21 protein-coding genes are annotated in these 18,997 nt (G+C 65.0%); 4 read left to right on the top strand and 17 right to left on the bottom strand.

Annotation, left to right across the window (positions count from 1 at the left end):
• Positions 1–23: 23 nt before the first annotated feature.
• Both CWS39_RS13290 and CWS39_RS13285 read left to right on the top strand, forming a co-directional pair.
• Positions 24–206 carry an antitoxin gene (locus CWS39_RS13290; RefSeq protein ID WP_102143377.1) on the top strand — a complete coding sequence of 61 codons (183 nt, stop codon included), beginning with the start codon at positions 24–26 and terminating at the stop codon, positions 204–206.
• A gap of 3 nt (positions 207–209) precedes the next feature.
• Positions 210–647, top strand: coding sequence for a type II toxin-antitoxin system Rv0910 family toxin (locus tag CWS39_RS13285; protein ID WP_102143376.1), 438 nt, complete (start codon positions 210–212; stop codon positions 645–647).
• 28 nt (positions 648–675) lie between these two features.
• On the opposite strand, the gene CWS39_RS13280 is transcribed toward CWS39_RS13285, so the two are convergent.
• The 12 genes from CWS39_RS13280 to CWS39_RS13230 form a co-directional block, all read right to left on the bottom strand.
• Positions 676–1,917 carry a cytochrome P450 gene (locus CWS39_RS13280; RefSeq protein ID WP_102143375.1) on the bottom strand — a complete coding sequence of 414 codons (1,242 nt, stop codon included), beginning with the start codon at positions 1,915–1,917 and terminating at the stop codon, positions 676–678.
• Positions 1,914–2,330, bottom strand: coding sequence for a hypothetical protein (locus tag CWS39_RS13275; protein ID WP_102143374.1), 417 nt, complete (start codon positions 2,328–2,330; stop codon positions 1,914–1,916). Before CWS39_RS13275 ends, CWS39_RS13280 begins: the two co-directional genes overlap by 4 nt.
• The gene (locus CWS39_RS13270; RefSeq protein ID WP_102143373.1) at positions 2,327–3,382 is read right to left on the bottom strand and encodes an NAD(P)H-dependent amine dehydrogenase family protein; all 1,056 of its coding nucleotides are present in this window, start codon (positions 3,380–3,382) and stop codon (positions 2,327–2,329) included. Before CWS39_RS13270 ends, CWS39_RS13275 begins: the two co-directional genes overlap by 4 nt.
• A complete protein-coding gene (locus CWS39_RS13265) occupies positions 3,375–4,424 on the bottom strand; it encodes an NAD(P)H-dependent amine dehydrogenase family protein (protein WP_102143372.1) in 1,050 nt (349 codons plus the stop codon). Before CWS39_RS13265 ends, CWS39_RS13270 begins: the two co-directional genes overlap by 8 nt.
• Positions 4,421–5,641 (bottom strand): cytochrome P450, encoded by a 1,221-nt coding sequence (locus CWS39_RS13260; protein WP_102143371.1) that lies wholly within the window; start codon positions 5,639–5,641, stop codon positions 4,421–4,423. Before CWS39_RS13260 ends, CWS39_RS13265 begins: the two co-directional genes overlap by 4 nt.
• A complete protein-coding gene (locus tag CWS39_RS13255) occupies positions 5,638–6,051 on the bottom strand; it encodes a hypothetical protein (protein ID WP_102143370.1) in 414 nt (137 codons plus the stop codon). Before CWS39_RS13255 ends, CWS39_RS13260 begins: the two co-directional genes overlap by 4 nt.
• A gap of 9 nt (positions 6,052–6,060) precedes the next feature.
• Positions 6,061–6,753, bottom strand: a complete 693-nt coding sequence (locus CWS39_RS13250; protein WP_102143369.1) for a hypothetical protein — start codon at positions 6,751–6,753, stop codon at positions 6,061–6,063.
• Positions 6,750–6,878 carry a hypothetical protein gene (locus tag CWS39_RS30040; protein WP_255413009.1) on the bottom strand — a complete coding sequence of 43 codons (129 nt, stop codon included), beginning with the start codon at positions 6,876–6,878 and terminating at the stop codon, positions 6,750–6,752. Before CWS39_RS30040 ends, CWS39_RS13250 begins: the two co-directional genes overlap by 4 nt.
• 10 nt (positions 6,879–6,888) lie before the next feature.
• Positions 6,889–7,674, bottom strand: coding sequence for a CbbQ/NirQ/NorQ/GpvN family protein (locus tag CWS39_RS13245; protein WP_102143368.1), 786 nt, complete (start codon positions 7,672–7,674; stop codon positions 6,889–6,891).
• Positions 7,675–7,800: 126 nt separating this feature from the next.
• Positions 7,801–9,333 (bottom strand): nitric oxide reductase activation protein NorD, encoded by a 1,533-nt coding sequence (locus tag CWS39_RS13240; protein WP_102143367.1) that lies wholly within the window; start codon positions 9,331–9,333, stop codon positions 7,801–7,803.
• A 125-nt stretch (positions 9,334–9,458) separates the two neighbouring features.
• Positions 9,459–10,154 carry a hypothetical protein gene (locus tag CWS39_RS13235; RefSeq protein ID WP_233213496.1) on the bottom strand — a complete coding sequence of 232 codons (696 nt, stop codon included), beginning with the start codon at positions 10,152–10,154 and terminating at the stop codon, positions 9,459–9,461.
• Between the two features lie 23 nt (positions 10,155–10,177).
• Complete coding sequence (locus CWS39_RS13230; protein ID WP_102143366.1) at positions 10,178–10,777, bottom strand: TetR family transcriptional regulator; 600 nt, start codon at positions 10,775–10,777, stop codon at positions 10,178–10,180.
• A 68-nt stretch (positions 10,778–10,845) separates the two neighbouring features.
• Here CWS39_RS13230 and CWS39_RS13225 point away from each other — a divergent pair, with 68 nt between their 5' ends.
• The gene (locus CWS39_RS13225; protein WP_102143365.1) at positions 10,846–11,634 is read left to right on the top strand and encodes an SDR family NAD(P)-dependent oxidoreductase; all 789 of its coding nucleotides are present in this window, start codon (positions 10,846–10,848) and stop codon (positions 11,632–11,634) included.
• 14 nt (positions 11,635–11,648) lie between these two features.
• Entirely contained in the window at positions 11,649–12,722 is a 1,074-nt protein-coding gene (locus tag CWS39_RS13220) for an NAD(P)H-dependent amine dehydrogenase family protein (protein WP_102143364.1), read from the top strand.
• 76 nt (positions 12,723–12,798) lie between these two features.
• On the opposite strand, the gene CWS39_RS13215 is transcribed toward CWS39_RS13220, so the two are convergent.
• From CWS39_RS13215 to CWS39_RS13195, 5 genes are read right to left on the bottom strand one after another with little or no spacing between them, the layout of a single operon-like run.
• The gene (locus CWS39_RS13215) at positions 12,799–14,247 is read right to left on the bottom strand and encodes an acyl-CoA synthetase (protein ID WP_102143405.1); all 1,449 of its coding nucleotides are present in this window, start codon (positions 14,245–14,247) and stop codon (positions 12,799–12,801) included.
• Complete coding sequence (locus tag CWS39_RS13210) at positions 14,244–15,017, bottom strand: SDR family NAD(P)-dependent oxidoreductase (protein ID WP_102143363.1); 774 nt, start codon at positions 15,015–15,017, stop codon at positions 14,244–14,246. The genes CWS39_RS13215 and CWS39_RS13210 overlap by 4 nt, the downstream gene beginning before the upstream one ends.
• A gap of 4 nt (positions 15,018–15,021) precedes the next feature.
• Complete coding sequence (locus tag CWS39_RS13205; RefSeq protein WP_102143362.1) at positions 15,022–16,572, bottom strand: AMP-binding protein; 1,551 nt, start codon at positions 16,570–16,572, stop codon at positions 15,022–15,024.
• 4 nt (positions 16,573–16,576) lie between these two features.
• Positions 16,577–17,314 carry a GntR family transcriptional regulator gene (locus tag CWS39_RS13200; RefSeq protein ID WP_102143361.1) on the bottom strand — a complete coding sequence of 246 codons (738 nt, stop codon included), beginning with the start codon at positions 17,312–17,314 and terminating at the stop codon, positions 16,577–16,579.
• Positions 17,311–18,912 (bottom strand): Vgb family protein, encoded by a 1,602-nt coding sequence (locus CWS39_RS13195; RefSeq protein WP_102143360.1) that lies wholly within the window; start codon positions 18,910–18,912, stop codon positions 17,311–17,313. Before CWS39_RS13195 ends, CWS39_RS13200 begins: the two co-directional genes overlap by 4 nt.
• Positions 18,913–18,997: the final 85 nt, after the last annotated feature.

Here is an 18,997-nt window from a genome sequence, read left to right as displayed (position 1 = left end):
TGCCAACTAGATAGGGTGAACCAATGGGATTCATGGACAAGGTGAAGAACCTGCTGTCGAAGAACGCCGACAAGGTGGACACCGCGATCGACAAGGCCGGCGACATCGTCGACCAGAAGACCCAGGGCAAATACGCCCAGCACGTCGACAAGGTGCAGGACGCCGCGAAGAAGGCCGTCGACAAGACCAACCCGCAGAACCCCTGACGTATGGCCAAACTTTCCGTCTCCGTTGATGTCCCGTTGCCGCCGGAGAAGGCATGGGAGTGCGCCTCTGACCTGTCCCGCTACAAGGAGTGGCTGACCATCCACCGCATGTGGCGGTCCAAGCTGCCCGAGACATTGGACAAGGGCACGGTCATCGAGTCCATCGTCGAAGTCAAGGGCATGCTCAACCGGATCAAGTGGACCATCGTCCACTACAAGCCACCCGAGGCGATGACGCTCAACGGCGACGGTAAGGGCGGCGTCAAGGTCAAACTGCTCGCGAAGGTCAAGCCAAACGGTGACGGATCCACCGTGTCGATGGACCTGCACCTGGGTGGGCCGGCGCTGTTCGGGCCGATCGGCATGGTGGTCGCCGGGGCGCTCAAGGGCGATATTCGGGAGTCGCTGAACAAGTTCAAGGCGGTCTTCGCCCCGGCCTAGGTTCTCCTGCTCGCGGGGGGAACGTCAGCTATCCCTTTGTCGCGGAGTCGAACTCGATGGGCAGGCTGGTCGGCCCGGAAAGACCGAGCAGCGGCTTCCACGGCACCGTGCCGGCGCAGCGCGGATTGCGAAGACGCCGGGCGAGGATGACGAGGGCCTCCGCGAGTTCACGCCTGGCCAGGTTGGCGCCCAGGCAGTAGTGCACTCCGCCGCCGAACGTCAGGATCGGCGGCGGGTCGTCGCGGGTGATGTCGAAACGCGTCGGATCCTCGTAGATCGCGTTGTCCCGGTTGGCCGCGTAGGTGTTCACGATGATGAAAGTGCCTGCCGGAAAGGTGTATTCGCCGATCGTGACGTCTTCGATGACGCTGCGGACGGTGCTGCACATCGACGGTGAATGCCGCATCGTCTCCTCGACGGCGCGCATCGCGAACTGCGGGTTGTCCCGAAGCAGCGCCCACTGCTCGGGGTGATCGCAGAGCACCTGCATGGACGCGGCGAGCTGGCTGCGGGTGGTGTCGGTGCCGGCCACCAGGATGCTGAACGCCAGCATGCGCAGTTCGCCGGCGTCGAGCCGGTCGCCGCCGTCTTCGATCCGGATCAACTCGGAGAGCAGGTCGTCGGTCAGGTGACGGCGCCTGTCGGCGACCATATCATCGATGTAGTCGTCGAACTCGCCCCACGCCTTGAGGACGACGGGCTCTTCGGCGGCGAGGTCGCAATCGAAGCTGACGATCTTGAAAATGTCCTCGGCCCACCGGGAGAACTGTTGCCAGTCTTCACGTGGCGCGCCGAGCAGCGCGCAAATGATCGGGATCGGGTAGGGACGGGCGATGTCGGCGACGAACTCGCAACTGCCCGTGTCGGCGACGCGATCGATGAGCTCGTTGATGACGCTGTGGATGGTGTCGTCCATGCGCGCGGTGGCCCGTGGGGTGAAGGCCTTCGACACCAGGCTGCGTAACCGACGGTGTTCGTCGCCCTCCATGTTGAGGATGCTGCGGATCACCCGGTCCCACAGCGGACCCGAGGTGATGCCGTGCGCCGAAAGATGGATGCCTTGCGGTACCACGAACGCCGGATCGCGAAGAACTGTTCGGGCGAGTTCATACGAGAGCACTTCGGGCCCAATGGGTCCCAGCGCGATCGGGGCGACCTGCTGCGCGGCGCGGAACTGGGGATAGATCTGTTGCGGCGTGTCGGTGACGTCGTATGCGAGCGTGGGCAGGTCGGCGTCGAAGACGCTGGGCTTGGCGGCGTTGACGGTCACGGCACGTTCGTCGACAGGAAGGTCAGCGGAAGGCCGAGCACCGACAGGTCGATCTCGTCGAGATAGCTGCCGTCGCCGGAGAAGCTCTGTCGAAAGCGGGTTTTCGAGCCGTAGCTTTGCGCCACCGCTTCGGCGTCGGATGCGTCCGGCAGCCGCAGCACGACGGTGTACACGCCGGCGCCGTGACGCTCGACGAAGTCGCGCACGTGGCCGGCGACTTCGTTGGTCGAACCTGGCACGGCACTGATCACCTCGACTCCGCCGTTCCAGTCCAGGTAGACGGTGACGCCTAGTTCGGCGAGTTCGACGGTCTCGAAACGAGACCCGAGGTCGGTGAACATCTTCGCAGCCGTCTCGTGGTGCTCGGCGGCCACCGCGAACACGACGTGATGCAGTTGCGACGTGTCCGTCATTTCCGTACCAACCCCCTCGGCCGGAGCAGCCCGAGGTCGAAGTGGGTGAGCCAGCCCGGTTGCGCATCGCAGACGTCGGGGATCGCGTTGATGGCGCCCATCGCCGTCCAGTCGTAACCCGGATGTGTCTTTGTGCCGTCCGGCCGCTCGACGCCTTGCAGGGTGAGCTCGGACGGCGGATCTCCGTCGATCACGATGCGGTATCGCGTTTTGCCGAAATCCCATGGCGGGTTCAGTTTGTCGGCACTCGTCGTCGTGTAGAGCGCCTCAAAAACGATGAGCGGTTCACCTCCGACGCGTGCCGTCCACTGATGGCGCTGGGCGGCCACCGTCCCGGATGGAATCGCGCCCAACTCGTGCGGTATGTCCTGGGTGGCGACTGCGGCCTCCAAATCGGCAGTGACGTCGTCGATTTCAATGCCGAGGCCGTCGGCGAGCATGTACATCGACTGCGCGAAGAAGACGGTGCCCAACCCGAGGATGGTCGGTTCGGTGAGGAACTTGTTCCTTTCCTTGCCGAAGCCCAGCCAGTCGATGTGGTCCAGCGGTGCGTCGGTCAGCACGTTGACGACTTCGATGACCCTGATGTTCTCGATCTTGCTGGTGACGCGGGCCAGGGTGAGTGGCAGGATGTCGCCCGCATAGCCGGGGTGGATGCCGCCGGCATGAAAGGATGTGCCACCGTCTTCGCAGGCCTTGCGGATCTTTTCACCGTCCGCGGCGAAGTTCGCTGTCGGATAGAAGAATCCGCTGGTGGTCACGACGTTCTTGCCGGAGCGCAACAGTCGGCAGACAGTGTCGACGTCCATGATGATCGGGGTGTAGAACACACAGTCGGCGTCCATCGCGATGATCTGTTCGACGTCGTCGGTCGCCGTCACACCGATGGGTGCGATACCGGCGATCTCCCCGGCGTCCTTGCCCACCTTGTCGTGGCTGTGGACGAGCACGCCGACGAGGTCGAACACCGGGCTGTCGGCGAAGTGCCGCACGCCGACCTGTCCGACGTCACCCGTCATCCACTGGAGTACTCGATATGTCTTGTCAGACATGGACAACACCTCGGGGCAATAGCAGGGGCAGGTCGTTGTAGGTTGCGATGCCGGGCGGCGCGGCGACGACGGCGGGTATCGCGGTGATCGCCGGCATGGCGACGATGGACAGGCCGAGCATGATGTAGTCGTCCAAGGTCTCGCCGACGAAATCGGGCGGCGGAAGGAAACTCAGGGTGGTCTTTATCGTCGGCGTCCCGACCACCTCGACGGTGTAGCCCATGTCGAGCTTCCAATCGGGTTGCAGCGTCTGGCCTTTGCGCCACCGGCCCCGGATCTCGACGACCTCTTTGCCGCCGGCGATGCCCTTCCATGCGACGTCGACGCCCGCCACACAGCCTTTCGCGATCGTCCAGTCCCCTGGCAAATGGAGGTCTTCGGTGGTCTGGGCGTAGTCGACGTCGCAGCGCACCTCGTCGAGCTCGACGCCGAGGGCGTCGGCGACCAGTAGCACGCCGTCGCGGAAGATGCCCGACCCCTTCTCGGTGCTGACCTTGAGGTCTGGTGTGTCGATGGGATAGCCGAACCCCATGGGCTTTTCGGTAGCAGGCGAGTTGTAGATGGTGGTGTCGATGGCCTCGGTGACGGAGACCTTTCGCACTTGCTCCGAAAGTCCGGCCGAGACGATGGCGAAGAGTTGGATGAAGCCGGGGTTGATGCCGCTGCCGAAAACGGTCGATCCGCCTTGTTCGCATGCTTCGGCGATGCGATCGCGGCCCTCGCCGAGGAAGTGGCCGGTGATGAACTCCGAGGTGGACACGATGTTGATGCCGGCACTGAGGATGCGCACCATCTCGTCGACGTCGGCGAACATCGGGTTGTAGACCACGCAGTCGGGCTTCAAGGCGATCAGAGCGTCGACGTCGTTGGTCGCTTTGACGCCGAGCGGTTCGATGCCACACAGGTCACCGACGTCGCGGCCGATCTTGTCGTCGGACCACGCGTAGCAGCCGACGAGCTCCAATTCGGGGTTCAGCGCCACCGCCCGCACGGATCGCTTACCGACGTTGCCGGTCGTCCACTGAACGACCCGATACGTCATGCCGCACACCGTCGCCCGCGCGTGAACACCACCGGAATCTGGCGGTATCCGCGGGTCACCGAGTTGCCGTGGAACACCGCTTCGCCGCCGGGCGCCGGCGTGTAGTCGGGCAGCCGGGCCAGCACCCGTTCGAGCCCGACGTGGAATTCGAGACGGGCCAGATTGGAGCCGAGGCAGCGGTGCACACCAGCGCCGAACCCCAGGTGCCGGTTGTCGCGGCGGTCCAGGATGCAGCGGTCGGCGTCGGGGAACACCGCGGTGTCGCGGTTGGCGGAGGCGAAGTTGACGAGGACCGAGTCGCCGGGGCAGAAGGTGTGCCCGCTCAACTCGACTTCCTTGGCGATTGTGCGGGGCAGGCCGTGAATCGATCCCGCGAACCGGATGAACTCTTCGACGGCCCTCGGCAGGATGTCGGGTTCACGCACGAGCCGGTCGCGGTCCTCGGGATGCGTTGCCAGATAGTGGAATGCGAACGACATCGCGCTGGCAGTCGTTTCCAGACCCGCTTGCACCAACAGCATCGCATTGGTGACGATGTCGGCGAATGACAGCTTCTCGCCGTCGATCTCGGCAGAGAGCAGCACGTCGATCATGTCGTCCTGGGGCGGTTGGCTGGTGCGTGCCGAGATCGCGTCGTGCAGATGCTGATACATCCCGCCCCACGCGGCCATGCGGGCGTCCTCGGTGTCGCCGTTGAGCGCGGTGTCGGTCAACTCGATACACAACCCGACGTCGTCGATGGGCATGCCGAGGACGTATTTGAAAAAGACGATGCCGGGTTGCCGCCATGCGACCTGGGCCAGATCACCGGTGCCGTCCTCGATGAATTCGTCGATCAGGCAGTCGGTTTCGGCCGCGATCTGCGGTCGCAGCGCCTTCATGCGTGCCGGCGAGAAGTACGGGTTGAGCACCTTGCGGAACTTCTGCTGCCGTGGCGGGTCGAGTGTGACCAGCATGTCACCGGTAAGTTTTTCGGCCCCCTCCGGGGTCGGGTTGCTCGAGAAGTGCTCCCAGTCCTGCAGGATCTTGTAGCACTCGGCGTACCGCGTGGCCACCCATGCGCCTTCGGGTTTGGCGAAGAGGAAGGGCGCGTCGGTGTGGGCGAACGGCGACTTCTCGCGCATCACCGTGTAGACGTCATAGAGCAGGTCGTTGTCGCCGAAGTCCTCGTGTCGCAGATCCCAGTTCTGCGCATGCTCCTCAAGGGATCTGGTCACGGGGAGCCTTGCTGCTCGGATGTTGCTTCTCTCGCTTCCCTTTCGCTGTGAATCTGCACCAGCTCGCGGAACCCGATCCGGTTGTACTTCGGCACCGGCTGAATGCCCCACTCGTCCTGTGCGGTGTCCTTGCCCTCGGCGCCCTCCGGCGGTCCCAGCGGCGGGTACGGATACTTGCATTCCAACGTGTCGTCGGAGTAGCGGACCTTCAGCAGTTCACTGCAGATCTCGGTGAGGCTCAGCGTCGGGTAGCCGTAGTAGACCGCCATGAACGGCAGCGTGAAGGCGCCCTCGATGACCAGCGCAACCAGGCACACGAGTACCGCGCGTTTGATCCACTTGTGCATCCGCGCGTAGTAGGGCGTGGTGCCCGGTGGCAGGTCTTCAACTTTTTCGTCGGTGGTTGTCATGGTTGCTCCTTAGTCGGAAAAGATTTCGCGGTTGACCGAGTGCAGGTACGGAATCGCGAGGAACGGGGTGATGTAGAAGATGTCGTAGAGCCACCAGCCGACGACGGGCAATACCACCCCGGCGAAGCGGACGTCGGCGTACATCGTCATGTTGAACACGTACAGGCACCAGATCAGCACGCCCATCCAGCAGGTGACGATCATCCACTGGTGGCCCCAGCGCTTCATCTGCAGGAAGCCGATCGCGGCGGCGCACCGCATCGCGAAGACCGTGAGGATCATTCCGAACACCATGGACTTCTCGCCCGGTCCGGCGGCGCCGCCGACCCACGCTTCGTTGTAGTGCCAGAAGTAGCCGGCGTCGAACATTGCGCCCCAGCCGACCATCAGCACGCGGTTGATCAACGTGTGGTTGGCGACCAGGTCGAGCGCCCATCCCAGGCTGTTGAGCATCCCGTCGATCAGCACGAGGTATCCGATCAGCGTGACGATCATCGGCCGCATCGACAGACCGGCGCGGGCCGCGTCGCGCTGCAGAAACACTCCGCGCAAAAAGATCGGCAAGCCAATGATTCCCGGAGCCCACATGCCCATCAGGGCGGCGCCGGTGATCATCCATTTGTCGGCTCGCCGCTGGGCCAGCCGCGACTGTTCTTGGTGGTCTTCGAGGCTGACGGAGGCGGTGTCTTCGGTGGCTGTCACAACTCCCACCACCCGCGGGCGAAGGACATGTACAGCTGGATGAGGAACATCGTCAGCAGATAGCCGTAGATGACGATCTGCAGGACGATCAGCGCCCGCTTACGTTTGCGTTCCTTTTGGTCCATAGCGTCCCTCCTAGATTTCTGCGTCGGCCAGGCAGGCCGCCGCGACTTCGCGTAGTCCGTCGGTGATGGCGCCGTCGGTGCTCAGCGGTGCGAGGATGCAGGCGTCGGCCGCCTCCAATTCGGTTGCGCCGGCGACGATCAGCTGCGCGGCGGTGACCAGCACCCTGGTCGACGGCGGTTCGAAATGAAACGCCGCGTCAGCCGTGCGGATCGCCACCGCGCATTGCACCAGCCGCTGCGCGGTGGCCGGGTCGACGCCGGTTTCGGCGACCACCACGTCGGCCTCCCGCTCGGGCGGAAGGTAAGTCATGGCCAGCGTGACGAACCGTTGCCGGAAGGACGGTTTGAGCTCCTTGAGCGAGCTGCGGTAGGCGGGGTTGTAGCTGCACACGAGCATGAATGTGTCTGGCGCCCGGACCACTTCGCCGGCCCGGTCCAGATACAGGGCGCGACGATGATCGGTGAGCGAATGCAGCACCGCCAACGAGTCGTGGCGGGCCTCCACCACCTCGTCGAGATAGCAGATCGCGCCTGCTTTGACTGCGCGGGTGAGCGGGCCGTCGGTCCAGACCACGTCACCGCCGGTCACCATGAACCGGCCGACAAGGTCGGAGCTGGTGAGGTCGTCGTGGCAGCTGATCGTGACGACGGGCCTGCCCAGCAGCAGGCCCATGTGCTCGACCAGCCGGGTCTTACCGCACCCGGTCGGACCGGTGAGCATCACCGGGATGCGCCGGTGATAAGCCTGCTCGAACAGCTTGACTTCGTTGCCGTTGGCGAAATACGTGTCGGTCATGCGGCCACCTCACAGGTTCGGCGGCCGCATGCTGTGTTGAATATTCGCTCGCAAGCTTCGCTCATGCGGCCACCTCACAGGTTCGGCGGCCGCATGCTGTGTTGAATATTCGCTCGCAAGCTTCGCTCATGCGGCCACCAACTCTCGATGAACGTGGGCGAGGACCCGGGGAAGCTCTTCAACTCGTCGGATACGTTGAGAACGCTTGGGCCCGAACACTTCCGGCAGTGGGTCGACGCGGGTGGGCCCCACGCCGACGTAATAGACGGAGACACCGGCGTCGTTGGCCTCTTCGACGGCATGCGCCGCGTCCGCCCACGCGTATCGGCCCTCGTAGCCCTCGTCAGAGATCAGGCCGTCGCCGATAACGATCAACAGCCGCCGCTCGGACGGCTGCGCCAACAGCCGGCTGGTCAAATGACGTAGCGGCGCACCGAGTCTGGTGTAGCCGCCGGTTTCCAGCCCGAGCCCGCTTGGCGGGACGAATCGCGGATCGTCGAAGTCCTTCAGGCAGCGCACCTCGACGCGGTGACGGGTGTTGCCGGTGAAAACGAACACGCCGTGGCGCTCCCTGGCCAGCTTCATGGCTCGTGAAAGCGCGTCAGCGCAAGCCAGTTCCAGCTGGAAAATCCGCCCGCCGTGCACCCCCAGCGACGAACTGCCGTCCAGCAGCAGCGCGGTGGTGACATCGCGGCTGGCCGGCAGCAGCTCGCGGAAGATCCGCGGTTCGGCCGCTTCGCCGGTCGCCATGTCGATGTAGTGACGCACGTACTGCTCGACGTCGATGTCCGAGCCGTCTTCGAGGCGGTTCGTCATCGCCCGGTGTGTATGTTCCTCGAACCACTTTCGCAGATCGGCGGTCATGGCCACCTGTTGCGGCGCATTGGCGGTGTACGCGCGCTCGAGCACCGCGACATGGTCGGGCATGAAGCTCTTGGTCCACGCATTCCACTCCGGATACGGGATGCCGGGCCGGTGATCGGGGGTGATGTCGAGGTCGTTGTCCTGGGGCCGGCTCGGGGGCGGCAGATTGGTGCTGCGCACCCCACCGTCGCCGCCGACAGGCACCGAATGCGGGCGTGGCAGCCGCTTTTGTGTTGTGGTCCAAGGCATTCTGCCGAACGTCCGACGCAGCTTGTCGGTCAGCCCCTGCGGCATCGTGTAGGCCACTGGCAGGCTGCCCAGCAGGGGATGGACGCTAAGAGTGCGGTCGCTGTTCGCCAGTGTGATTGCGCGGTTGAGCATCTGCTCGGCAGTCATGTCGGCGTCGGCGATCTGGAGATCGGGCAGTACGCGACGCAGCTCGGCGAGCAGGCCCGGCCAGCGCGCCGCGACCCATCCGAGCGCGACGCCGGCCTCGACAAGGGTGAGCGCGCGAAGTTCTCGCGCCGAGAGCTCGTTGAGCCGATACTCCGTCAGCTTCTCCTTCGACGGCGAACACTGCAGTGCCACACCGCACGTCAGGGTTCTTTGGGTCCAGTCGCCTCCGATGGCGGGGTAGGGCACATGGACGTAGCGCAGTGTCGTGTTCAACCCGAAGGTGCGGTGTTGGCCGGTGACCAGCCGCACGCCGTCGCGGCGCTGCTCGCTCAGTACGACGGCCGCCACGGCGCAACTACGTTCGAGCGCCATCGCATGCGCACCGGAAAGCTCAGCCATCGAGACTCAGAACGTGCCGATGTTGGAGAACATCCAGTACCAGAACGCGATGACGAGAATCGTGCCGCCCCAGGCGGCGACGTATCGAAGGATCTCCCACAGATAACCCATGAACTGACTTCCTCTCAGTCGGAAAAGATTTCGCGGTTGACCGAGTGCAGGTACGGAATCGCGAGGAACGGGGTGATGTAGAAGATGTCGTAGAGCCACCAGCCGACGACGGGCAATACCACCCCGGCGAAGCGGACGTCGGCGTACATCGTCATGTTGAACACGTACAGGCACCAGATCAGTACGCCCATCCAGCAGGTGACGATCATCCACTGGTGGCCCCAGCGCTTCATCTGCAGGAAGCCGATGGCGGCGGCGATCCGCATGGTGAAGACGGTGAGGATCATGCCGACTTCCATTGCCTTCTCGCCCGGGCCCGCAGCGCCGCCCAGCCACAGTTCGTTGTAGTGCCAGAAGTAGCCGGCGTCGAACATGGCACCCCAGCCGTTCAACAGGATTCGGGCCAGGATCGTGTGGTTGGCGACGAGGTCGAGCGCCCACCCGACGGTGTTGATGGCCGCGTCGATGATCACCAGATAGCCGATCAGGGTGACGAGCATGGGGCGCACCGACAGCCCGTCGCGCTGGGCTTTGCGTAGTAACCAGACTCCGCGCAGGAACAGCGGCAGGCCGAAGATCCCGAGGGCTGCGGTGCCGATCAGGATGCTGCCGGAGATCAACCACCTATCGGCCTGGCGCTGGGCCAGCCGCGACTTTTCGACGTGATCGTCGAGGCCGCTACCAGGAAAGTTCGACGTGGCCAGGCTCACACAAACTGACTATAGTCAATGAACTAGCGCGCCTCAATACTGCGCAGCGTCCTCGTCACGTAGTCATCGATCATCGCGGCCTGAGCCGGCCACTCGTGCGTCGTCGTCAACAGCGCGTACAGTCCCAGGAGAAAGAACACCGCGCTATTCATCGGGCTCACACCGGGATCCACCAGCCCGCGCTCCTTGGCGTGCTCGATTTCCTGGGCGAGTGTGACGATGACCGGGTGCTCCTTGCTCTCGTCAATGGGACGGGTCTGTGAGAAGTGCAGCGCCAGAAAGTCTTTGAACAACACCGCGCCGAGTCGGCGTTCCAGTCCGATGACCAGGCGCACCGCCTCGTCGAGGGTGTCGCGAAGGTCGGGCTTGGCGTTCACGAAGCGGCTGAGCTGTTTGGCGATCCGCTCTTCTTCCCGCCGCTCCAGTTCCAGCAGAACGTGCTCCTTGGTGGGGAAATGGAAGAAAAACGTGCCGTGTGCGACGCCCGCAGCCGCGACGATCGCGCCGACGTCGGCGGCCGCGATTCCGGATCGTTTGAATTCGGCGATCGCCGCGCCCATCAGGCGCTCGCGAGTCTGCAGACGTTTGGTTTCACGTGCCGACGGCCTGTCTACCACTGCCATGGTTCAACAGTATCGGTTAGTCGCCGCAGTTGTTGACTTCAGTCAGTTTAGATCGTTAGATAGCGCGCATGGCGCTGGAGCAGTTCAAGCTGGATGGTCAGGTCGCAATCGTCACCGGCGCCGGTAAGGGCGTCGGCCAGGGCATCGCCAGGGTGCTGGCCGAGGCGGGCGCGACGGTCGTCGGCACCGCGCGCACGGAGTCCGACATCGTCGCGACGATCGAGGGCATCGAGCAGGCCGGCGGCAAGGGGCTCGCGCTCGTCGCCGACGCGATGAGCCGCCCCGACGGCGAGCGCGTCGTCGACACCACGATGGAACGCTTCGGCCGCATCGACATCCTCGTCAACAATGTGGGCGGCTCCACGTATGCGAGGTTTCTCGACATCACCGACGAGGACTTCCGGCACACGTTCGACTGGTGCGTCACATCGGCGTTCATCATGAGCCAGCTGTGCGCACGGCACATGATCGACGCCGGACACGGGTCGATCGTCAACATCTCCTCGGGCTCAGCGCGTTTCGGCATCCGTGCGCTGACCGCCTACTGCACGGCCAAGGGCGCGTTGGAGGCGCTCACCCGCGCCATGGCGCAGGAACTCGCGCCGAAGGTCCGTGTCAACGCCATCGCCCTCGGCTCGTTCGCGACCGACGGTCTGCAGGGCAGCCTGGACCTGATGCCGGGCTCGCTGGAGAAGATGATGGAGGCCACGCCGCTGCACCGGCTCGGCGATGTCGAGGATCTCGGCCGGCTGTGCGTGTATCTTTCGACGCGCGACTGCTATGCGACCAACGCGATCTTTCACGTGGACGGCGGCATCGACTCCAACAACTCGCCGCTGCCCATCCCCGACTACTGAGCAAGGACGCCACGATGCGACGAGTAGTTCAGTTCTCCACCGGCAACGTCGGCGTTCATTCGTTGCGGGCGATCATCGGCCGGCCCGATCTGGAGTTGGTCGGCGTACATGCCGCCAGCCCGAACAAGATTGGACACGACGCGGCGGAGCTCTGCGGGCTCGATCAACCGACCGGGGTCATCGCCACCGACGACATCGATGCGCTGATCGCGCTGAAGCCCGACTGCGTGGTCTACACCGCGCAGGCCGAGACGCGGCCGATGGAAGCCATCGAACAGCTGACGAAGCTTCTGGCCGCAGGCATCAACGTGGTGGGCAGCTCTATGGTGTGGCTGGTGGCCCCGCGTCAGGCGGACGACTGGCTACGGGAGCCTCTGCAGCAGGCTTGCGAGGCCGGTAACGCGTCGCTGTACGTCAACGGCATCGACCCCGGCTTCTCGGGGGACACCGAGGTGCATTCCGCACTGAGCCTCGTCACCCGCGCGTCGTCGATCCTGGTTCAGGAGATCTTCGACTACGCCAACTACGACGACTACGAGTTCACCGGCAAGTCAATGGGTTTCGGTGTTCCCGAGGGCGGCGAGGATTCGGTGTTCTATCTGCCCGGTGTGCTGACGTCGATGTGGGGCGGCCCGGTGCGCAATCTGGCAGACCAGCTCGGGGTCGAGCTCGACGACGTCCGTCAGCGCATCGAGCGCTGGTACACCCCGACTCGTATCGAATGCAAGATGACGACGGTCGAGCCCGGCGGGATGGCCGCGGTGCGCTTCGCCGTCGAGGGTGTGCGCGACGGCGTTCCGGTGATCACCATGGAGCACATCACGCGGCTCACCGCTGTGTCTGCGCCGGACTGGGAGTATCCGCCCGACGGGAAGACCGGTGTGCATCGCGTAATCGTCGAAGGCGATCCGCGGGTCGAACTCAACACGCACCTTTCCGACCCGGTGCTCGATGTGACGGAGGCGGGCTGCGTCTCCACCGCAGCGCGCGTGGTCAACGTCATCGATTGGGTGTGCCGCGCCCCAGCGGGTTTAATTGCGGTGGAGGATATCCCGCCGGCCGAGATGGTCCGCGGCCTGATGTGGTAACAATTCCTATGCCGAGCAGACGCATAACTGCCCTTTTTGGGCGGAAATTGGGCAGTTTTGCGTCTGTTCGCGCTATCTAGGCCAGCCGCTCTCGCAGCGCTCGCTTGAGCACCTTGCCGTAGCTGTTCTTCGGCAGCTCGTCGATGTACTCGTAGCGCTTGGGTCGCTTGAACCGGGCGATGCGCTCGAGCAGATGCGCGTCGAGTTCCTCGGGCGACGCCGAGCCGACGATGAACGCCACCACGACCTCGCCCCACTCTTCGTCGGGCGCACCGACGACGCCGGCCTCCTGCACGCCGGGATGCTCCAGGAGCACCTCTTCCACTTCGCGCGGATAGATGTTGCTGCCACCGCTGATCACGACGTCCTTGGAACGGTCGCGCAGCGTGAGGTATCCGCGCTCGTCGAACGACCCCATGTCGCCGGTGCGCAGCCAGCCGTCCTGCAGCGTCTTTGCGGTGGCCTCCGGATTGTTCCAGTAGCCGGACATGACAACGTCTCCGCGGCAGACGATTTCGCCGATTTCGCTCGTCGCGGCCGTACTGCCGTCCTCGCGCAGCACCGCGACGTCCACACCCGACCGCGCGTACCCGACCGACCCCAGGATGGCATCGTCGGCGTCGATGTGGTCGGCCCGCCGCAAACCCGTGATCGTCATCGGCGCCTCACCCTGGCCATAGAGCTGGACGAAGATCGGCCCGAATGCCGCCATCGCCTTCTTCAGGCTCTCGACATACATCGGCCCGCCGCCGTAGACCACTGTCTTGAGATTGCGCGGACACGACCGGCCGGTCTGCACCAACCTCTGCACCATGGTGGGCGCCAGGAAGGCGCTGCAGCCCGGATGGTGCTCGCAGAGGTCGAGAAACTCCTCGGGCTCGAACGCGGCGGACTCCGGAATCACCTGCCGCGCACCGCGTAACACGTACGGTGGAATATAGAGCCCCGACCCGTGTGACATGGGTGCGCCGTGCACCAGGCTGCAGTTGTGGTCGGGGGAGTCGAAGTCGGCGAGATGGGACACGGTCATCGCCATCAGGTTGCGGTGCGTGAGCATCGCGCCCTTCGAGCGGCCGGTCGTCCCGCTGGTGTAGAACAGCCATGCCAGCGTCGACGGATCGGTGATGCGCGGCGGATCTTTGGGGGCGGCAGCGAGGCGCTCGGAATAGGCAGTACTGCTGATGATTTCGGCGCCCTCCAACTCCGCGCCGATCTTCGGCGACGCGAACACCTGCGATACGCCGGCATCATCGAGGATCTGCTCCATCTCGCGCGGATGCAGCTTGTAATTCAGCGGTACGAACACGCACTCCGCAGCCCAGGTCGCGAACATGAGCTCGACGATCTCGGGCCGGTTCTCGCTGGCGATCGCGATACGTGTTCCGGGTTCGCCGAGGGTGGCGGACAACCGTAGCGAGCGCTCGCGCAGCTGGCTCCACGTATGCAGTTGGCGCTCACCGCAGAACACCGCTCCGCGGTCGCTGAAGCGGGCTGCGGCCTGATCGAGCAAGCCGAAAAGATTCACCTGGCAACCCATTCCGAGTTCAATGCAAAGTCCGACAGGTACTTGGTCGACGTCCAGCCGCCGTCGACGACGATCTCCTGGCCGTTGATGAAGCTCGCACCGTCCGAGCACAGGAAGGCGACCGTGCTCGCGATGTCGTTCACCTCACCCAGCCGTGGGTACGGCGTCATCTCCGTGTTGATCTTGCGGAACCGCTCGTCCTCCAGACGGGTGGCCACCATCGGAGTGAGCGTCACCCCGGGAGCGACGGCGTTGCACCGGATGCCCAGCGGCCCGTACTGACAGGCGATGTGTCGTGTCAGCGATGTCAGGCCACCCTTGGCCGCCGAATACGCCCCACCCCGCAACCCGCCGACGACCGCGAACGTCGACGTCACGTTGATGATCGCCGAGCCGGATTTCATGTGCACCACGGCCTCACGCGCCAGCCGGAACGGCGCCCGCAGCATCAAACCCAGGAAATAGTCCAATGATTCGTCATCGGTCTCGTGTAGCGGCTTGGGGCTGCCCACCCCGGCGTTGTTGATCAGGAAGTCGATGCGCCCCCAGCGGTCCAGGGCAGCGTCGACGATTCGCCGTGGGCCATCGTCGGCGGTCAGATCCACCGCGATGGTGGCAATGCGATCCGGATCTCCGACGGCCTTCTGGAGCTCGGCCAGCCGGGCTTCGTCGCGACCCGTCCCGAGGACGGCCATCCCGTTCTCGGCCAGCTTGGTCGCGCACCCGAACCCGATGCCGCTGCTCGCGCCCGTGACGATTGCCACCTGCATTTGACTATCCCTTCGTCAGCACCGCACGGATCTGATGCTTGAGCACTTTGCCTGCGTCGTTCTTCGGCAACGCATCCCAAATAACAACCTGCTCAGGGATCTTGAACTTGGCGAGGCCCTCGCTGATCAGCAGGTCGCGTAGGTCGGCCACGTCGGGTGCGCGTTCATCGGCCGGCACGATGACGGCGCACGCGCGCTCACCGGTGCGCTTGTCAGGGACACCCACCACGGCGATCTCCGCGATCGCGGGGTGCGCGATGAGGATGTCCTCGATCTCCTTGGGCGAGATGTTCTCCCCGTTGCGGATGATGATGTCCTTGGCTCGGCCGGTGACCACCAGATAGCCGTCGTCGACCCAGCGTCCGAGGTCGCCGGTGCGGAAATACCCGTCGGCGTCAAACGATCCGGTCTCGTCGTCAGTGTGTAGGTAGCCGACCAGCATCTGCGGGCCGCGTGCGCAGATCTCGCCGTCGACGAGCCTGACGTCGGCGATGCCGGGGCGCCCGTCGGTGTCTGCGGCATGGTCGACGTCGTCAAACGAGCCAACCGTCGTGACTGGTACCTCGGTCGAGCCGTAGACACGAGTGACGACGGTGGCGTCGAAATACGCTGCGGCCCTGCGGATCAGCGACGGCGACACCGATGCCCCGCCGCAGATGAACACCTTCAGATCCGGCAAACGGGTGCCGGCACGCTCGGCCGCGACCAGCAGGCCCTCGAGAAACGGTGTGGCACCGGCCATGTGCGTGCAGCGTTCGGCGGTCATCAGCTCGACAGCGGCGTCCGGATTCCAGCGCTCCATCAACACCGCTGTGGTGCCCAGCAGCAGCGGGCATTCGAAGGCGTAGATCGACCCACCGATGTGGGCGATGGGGGAGGGCACCAGGAATTTGTCGCCTGCCGAAACCCGCCAGCGCTCGCCGATCTGCGCGATCAGTGCATGAATCGAATTATGGGTGTGCAGGACACCTTTCGGCCTGCCCGTTGTACCCGAGGTGTAGAGCAGCATGCGCACCGCATCGGGCTCCAACACCGGCAGCGCGGCCGTCCCCTTTGCCGCCAACAACGAGGCATACGGCGTGTGACGGCCATGGGCGCCTCGCAGCACCACCACCTCTGGTGGAGAGGCCATCGCGGCGGTGACGCGGTCCAGCATCTCCGCGTAGTCGTGATTGCCGAATGTCGATGGGACGAAGACCATTCGCACGTCTGCGTCCGACAGGTTGAACTCGAGTTCCCGATCCCGCAGTGACGGCAGGATCGGGTTGATCACCATTCCGGCCAGCGTCGCCGCGAGATAGATGACCGCCGCCTCGTGCCAGTTCGGCAGCATGAACGAAACCACGCTTGCGGGCGGCATCCGATCCAGCATGGTCTGCGCCAACGACCGGGCCTGCTCGTGAAGGTCCCGGCACGAGAGCCGAATATCGTCGTCGACCACGACTGTTCGCTCCGGCGTGGACTGTGCGGCGTCACGCAACGCGTCGGCGAGCGTTGTGTGCACCCACAGGCCGCGCCGGTAGGCGTCGGTCGCGCGCTGCTCGTCGACTCGCACGGTGCTAGCCCTTGACCCGGCGCATCGTCATCGAATGCCGATAGCGCGACGACGGATGCGTGTTCACCGTCACCTGGGCGACGTCGCCGTCCGAGGTGGTGTACGTGCGCTGCATCTCCAATGCGGCACTGCCCGCCTCGACCTGGAGCGCGTCGGCCAGCTCGTCGGTGATCAACACCGCCGAGATCTGCTGGTGCACTTCGATGATGCTGACGCCGAACAGGTCCTCGATGAGCGGGAAGATCGGACCGGAATGTCGGTGCAGCAGCCGCCCGACGGCAGCGAACGCGCGGTTGATGTAGTACTCCGTCCGGCACAGGGGGGCGGCGCTCTCGTCGGCCCGCCGGTAGCCGCGCACAGCCAGCCACTGCGAACCGACTGCGAGGCCGGTGCGCGCGGCCAGTTCGTCGTCGATCGTCACCATCGCATTGGACTCGATCTCGAATCGCGCGCCGGTGGCGAAGGCGAGCAGGTCGTTGATCGACATTACATCCTGCGCATACGAATTCGACGTAGGCCGGGGCACGACCAGCGTGCCCGCCCGGGGGCGTGACGCGACGAGGTTGTCGTCGCGCAGCCGCCGCAGCGCCTCGCGAATCGTGTAGCGGCTCACCTCGAACCGCTCACACAGTTCGTGCTCGGTGGGCAGCTGCGAGCCGACCGGGTACACGCCGTCCACGATCTCCTTGCGCAGCGTGCGCGCCACCTGCAGGTAGCGATGCTCAGCCGGGGTGATCGTCATCTGTCCGTCCGGCGCAACGCGAGCACGCTGCCGTCGCCGTCGGCCGAAACGTACAGCGCTCCATCGGGTCCCATGGTGATGCCCGCGAACGGGCCCTGCGGCCCGGAGAACGGCGGCATGCCCTTGAGCGGCTTGGGTTTCACGCCCGGCGGGGGACCGACCGGCAACCCGGACGCGAGAGTCTGTCGCGTGCCGGTGTTCAGATCGACGACGACGACGGACTTCGCGCCGGCGTCGACGATGTAGAGCTGACTGCCGACCACCAGAAGGCCTTGCGGGCGTACCAGATTGTCGACGACGGCCTCCACGCCGCCTCCCGTCAATCGCACCACGCGCCCGGCGCCGGACTCGGCGACCAGGGGCGCGCCCTGCGGGTCAAAAGCCACGCCCACCGGCTCCCGAAGCTCCGACGCCAACACCTCGACATCGCCCGACCTCAGCGACAGCACCCGGCCGGTGCCGAGCTCGGAGAACACGATGCCCGGCGCGCCGATCGCCACGCCATACAGCTGGTCGAATCCGTCTGCCAGCACCTCACTTTCGCCGGCGGCGTAACGGTATCGGGTGACCTGGCCGCCCGACGTCGTTACCACGAATTCGCCCGGTCCCGACGGCGCGAGGCCGCGCAGGAACCCGGGATAGCCCGGGGTGAAAAGCATTCCGACCGTCTGCAGGCCGCCGCCTTCGCCGACGACATAGAAGTAGGTGCCGTCGGCGACGTAGAGCCGGCCGTTGTCGCCGAACGCCAGATCCAGTGGCCAGTTCAGGCCCCCCGGCAGCAGCGTGCGGGTCTCGCCGCCGCCGAGGATCTCGGTGATCTCGCCGGTGAAATTCGAGACGAACAGACGGTCGCCGACGAAGGTCAGGTTGTCCAGCCCGGGAGTGAGCTGCGCCAGCAGCGTCTGTTCGCCGCTGCGCGGGTCTATGCGCAGCACCTGCCCGCTGGCCACCTGCGTGGACACGATGTTGCCGTCGGCATCGAACCTCACCGCATCGGGCACACCGAGGTCACCCGCAACGCGTTGCGGCTCACCGCCGTTCGGGTCAATACGCCAGATCTCGTTCGCCGTCATCAGCGGGTAGTACAGCAGCCCGTCCGGGCCGACCTCCATCGCGTTCGGTGACGGCAGGTTCTCCAGCAGGATCCGCGGCTCGCCGCCGTTGCGATCGAGTTCCATCAGCCGCCCACCCTCACGGCATTCGTTGACGAACAGCCGGCCCTGGTGGATGGTGATGCCGTTGGCGCACGGCAGATCGTCGCGCAGCACGCGGGTGCGTCCGTCGGCACCCAGCACGCTCACGCGGCCGTCCATCACCTCCGTCGCGTACAGATTGCCGTCGGGGTCGAAGGCGACGTCGTCGGGCGCGATGATGTCGCCGCCCTTGGCGCTGACCGTGTCGAGCGCTCCGGTGGCGAGGTCGAGCGCGCTGATCTGGCTGCCGGTCACCTGGGCCACGTACACGCGGCCGTCGGGCCCGGCCCGCAGACCGTTGGCACCGAACAGCCGACTAGGCGCGGTGACCCGGTCGAGCCGCCATCCGTCGGCAACCGTGGGGTTTGTCGCGATGTAGCGCGCGTCCTGCGTTGACGTCGTCATGACCTCGGACGTTATCAAGCTCATTTAGTCCAGACAATAGGGAGAGATTTGCCTAAGAGCGGCCTTGACGAGCCGATAACTGCTG

This window comes from Mycobacterium hubeiense (genome assembly GCF_002838065.1).
Classification (GTDB): Bacteria; Actinomycetota; Actinomycetes; order Mycobacteriales; family Mycobacteriaceae; genus Mycobacterium; species Mycobacterium hubeiense.
Note: the sequence above shows the minus strand (reverse complement) of the source record. Positions and strands in the feature narration are given on the sequence as shown.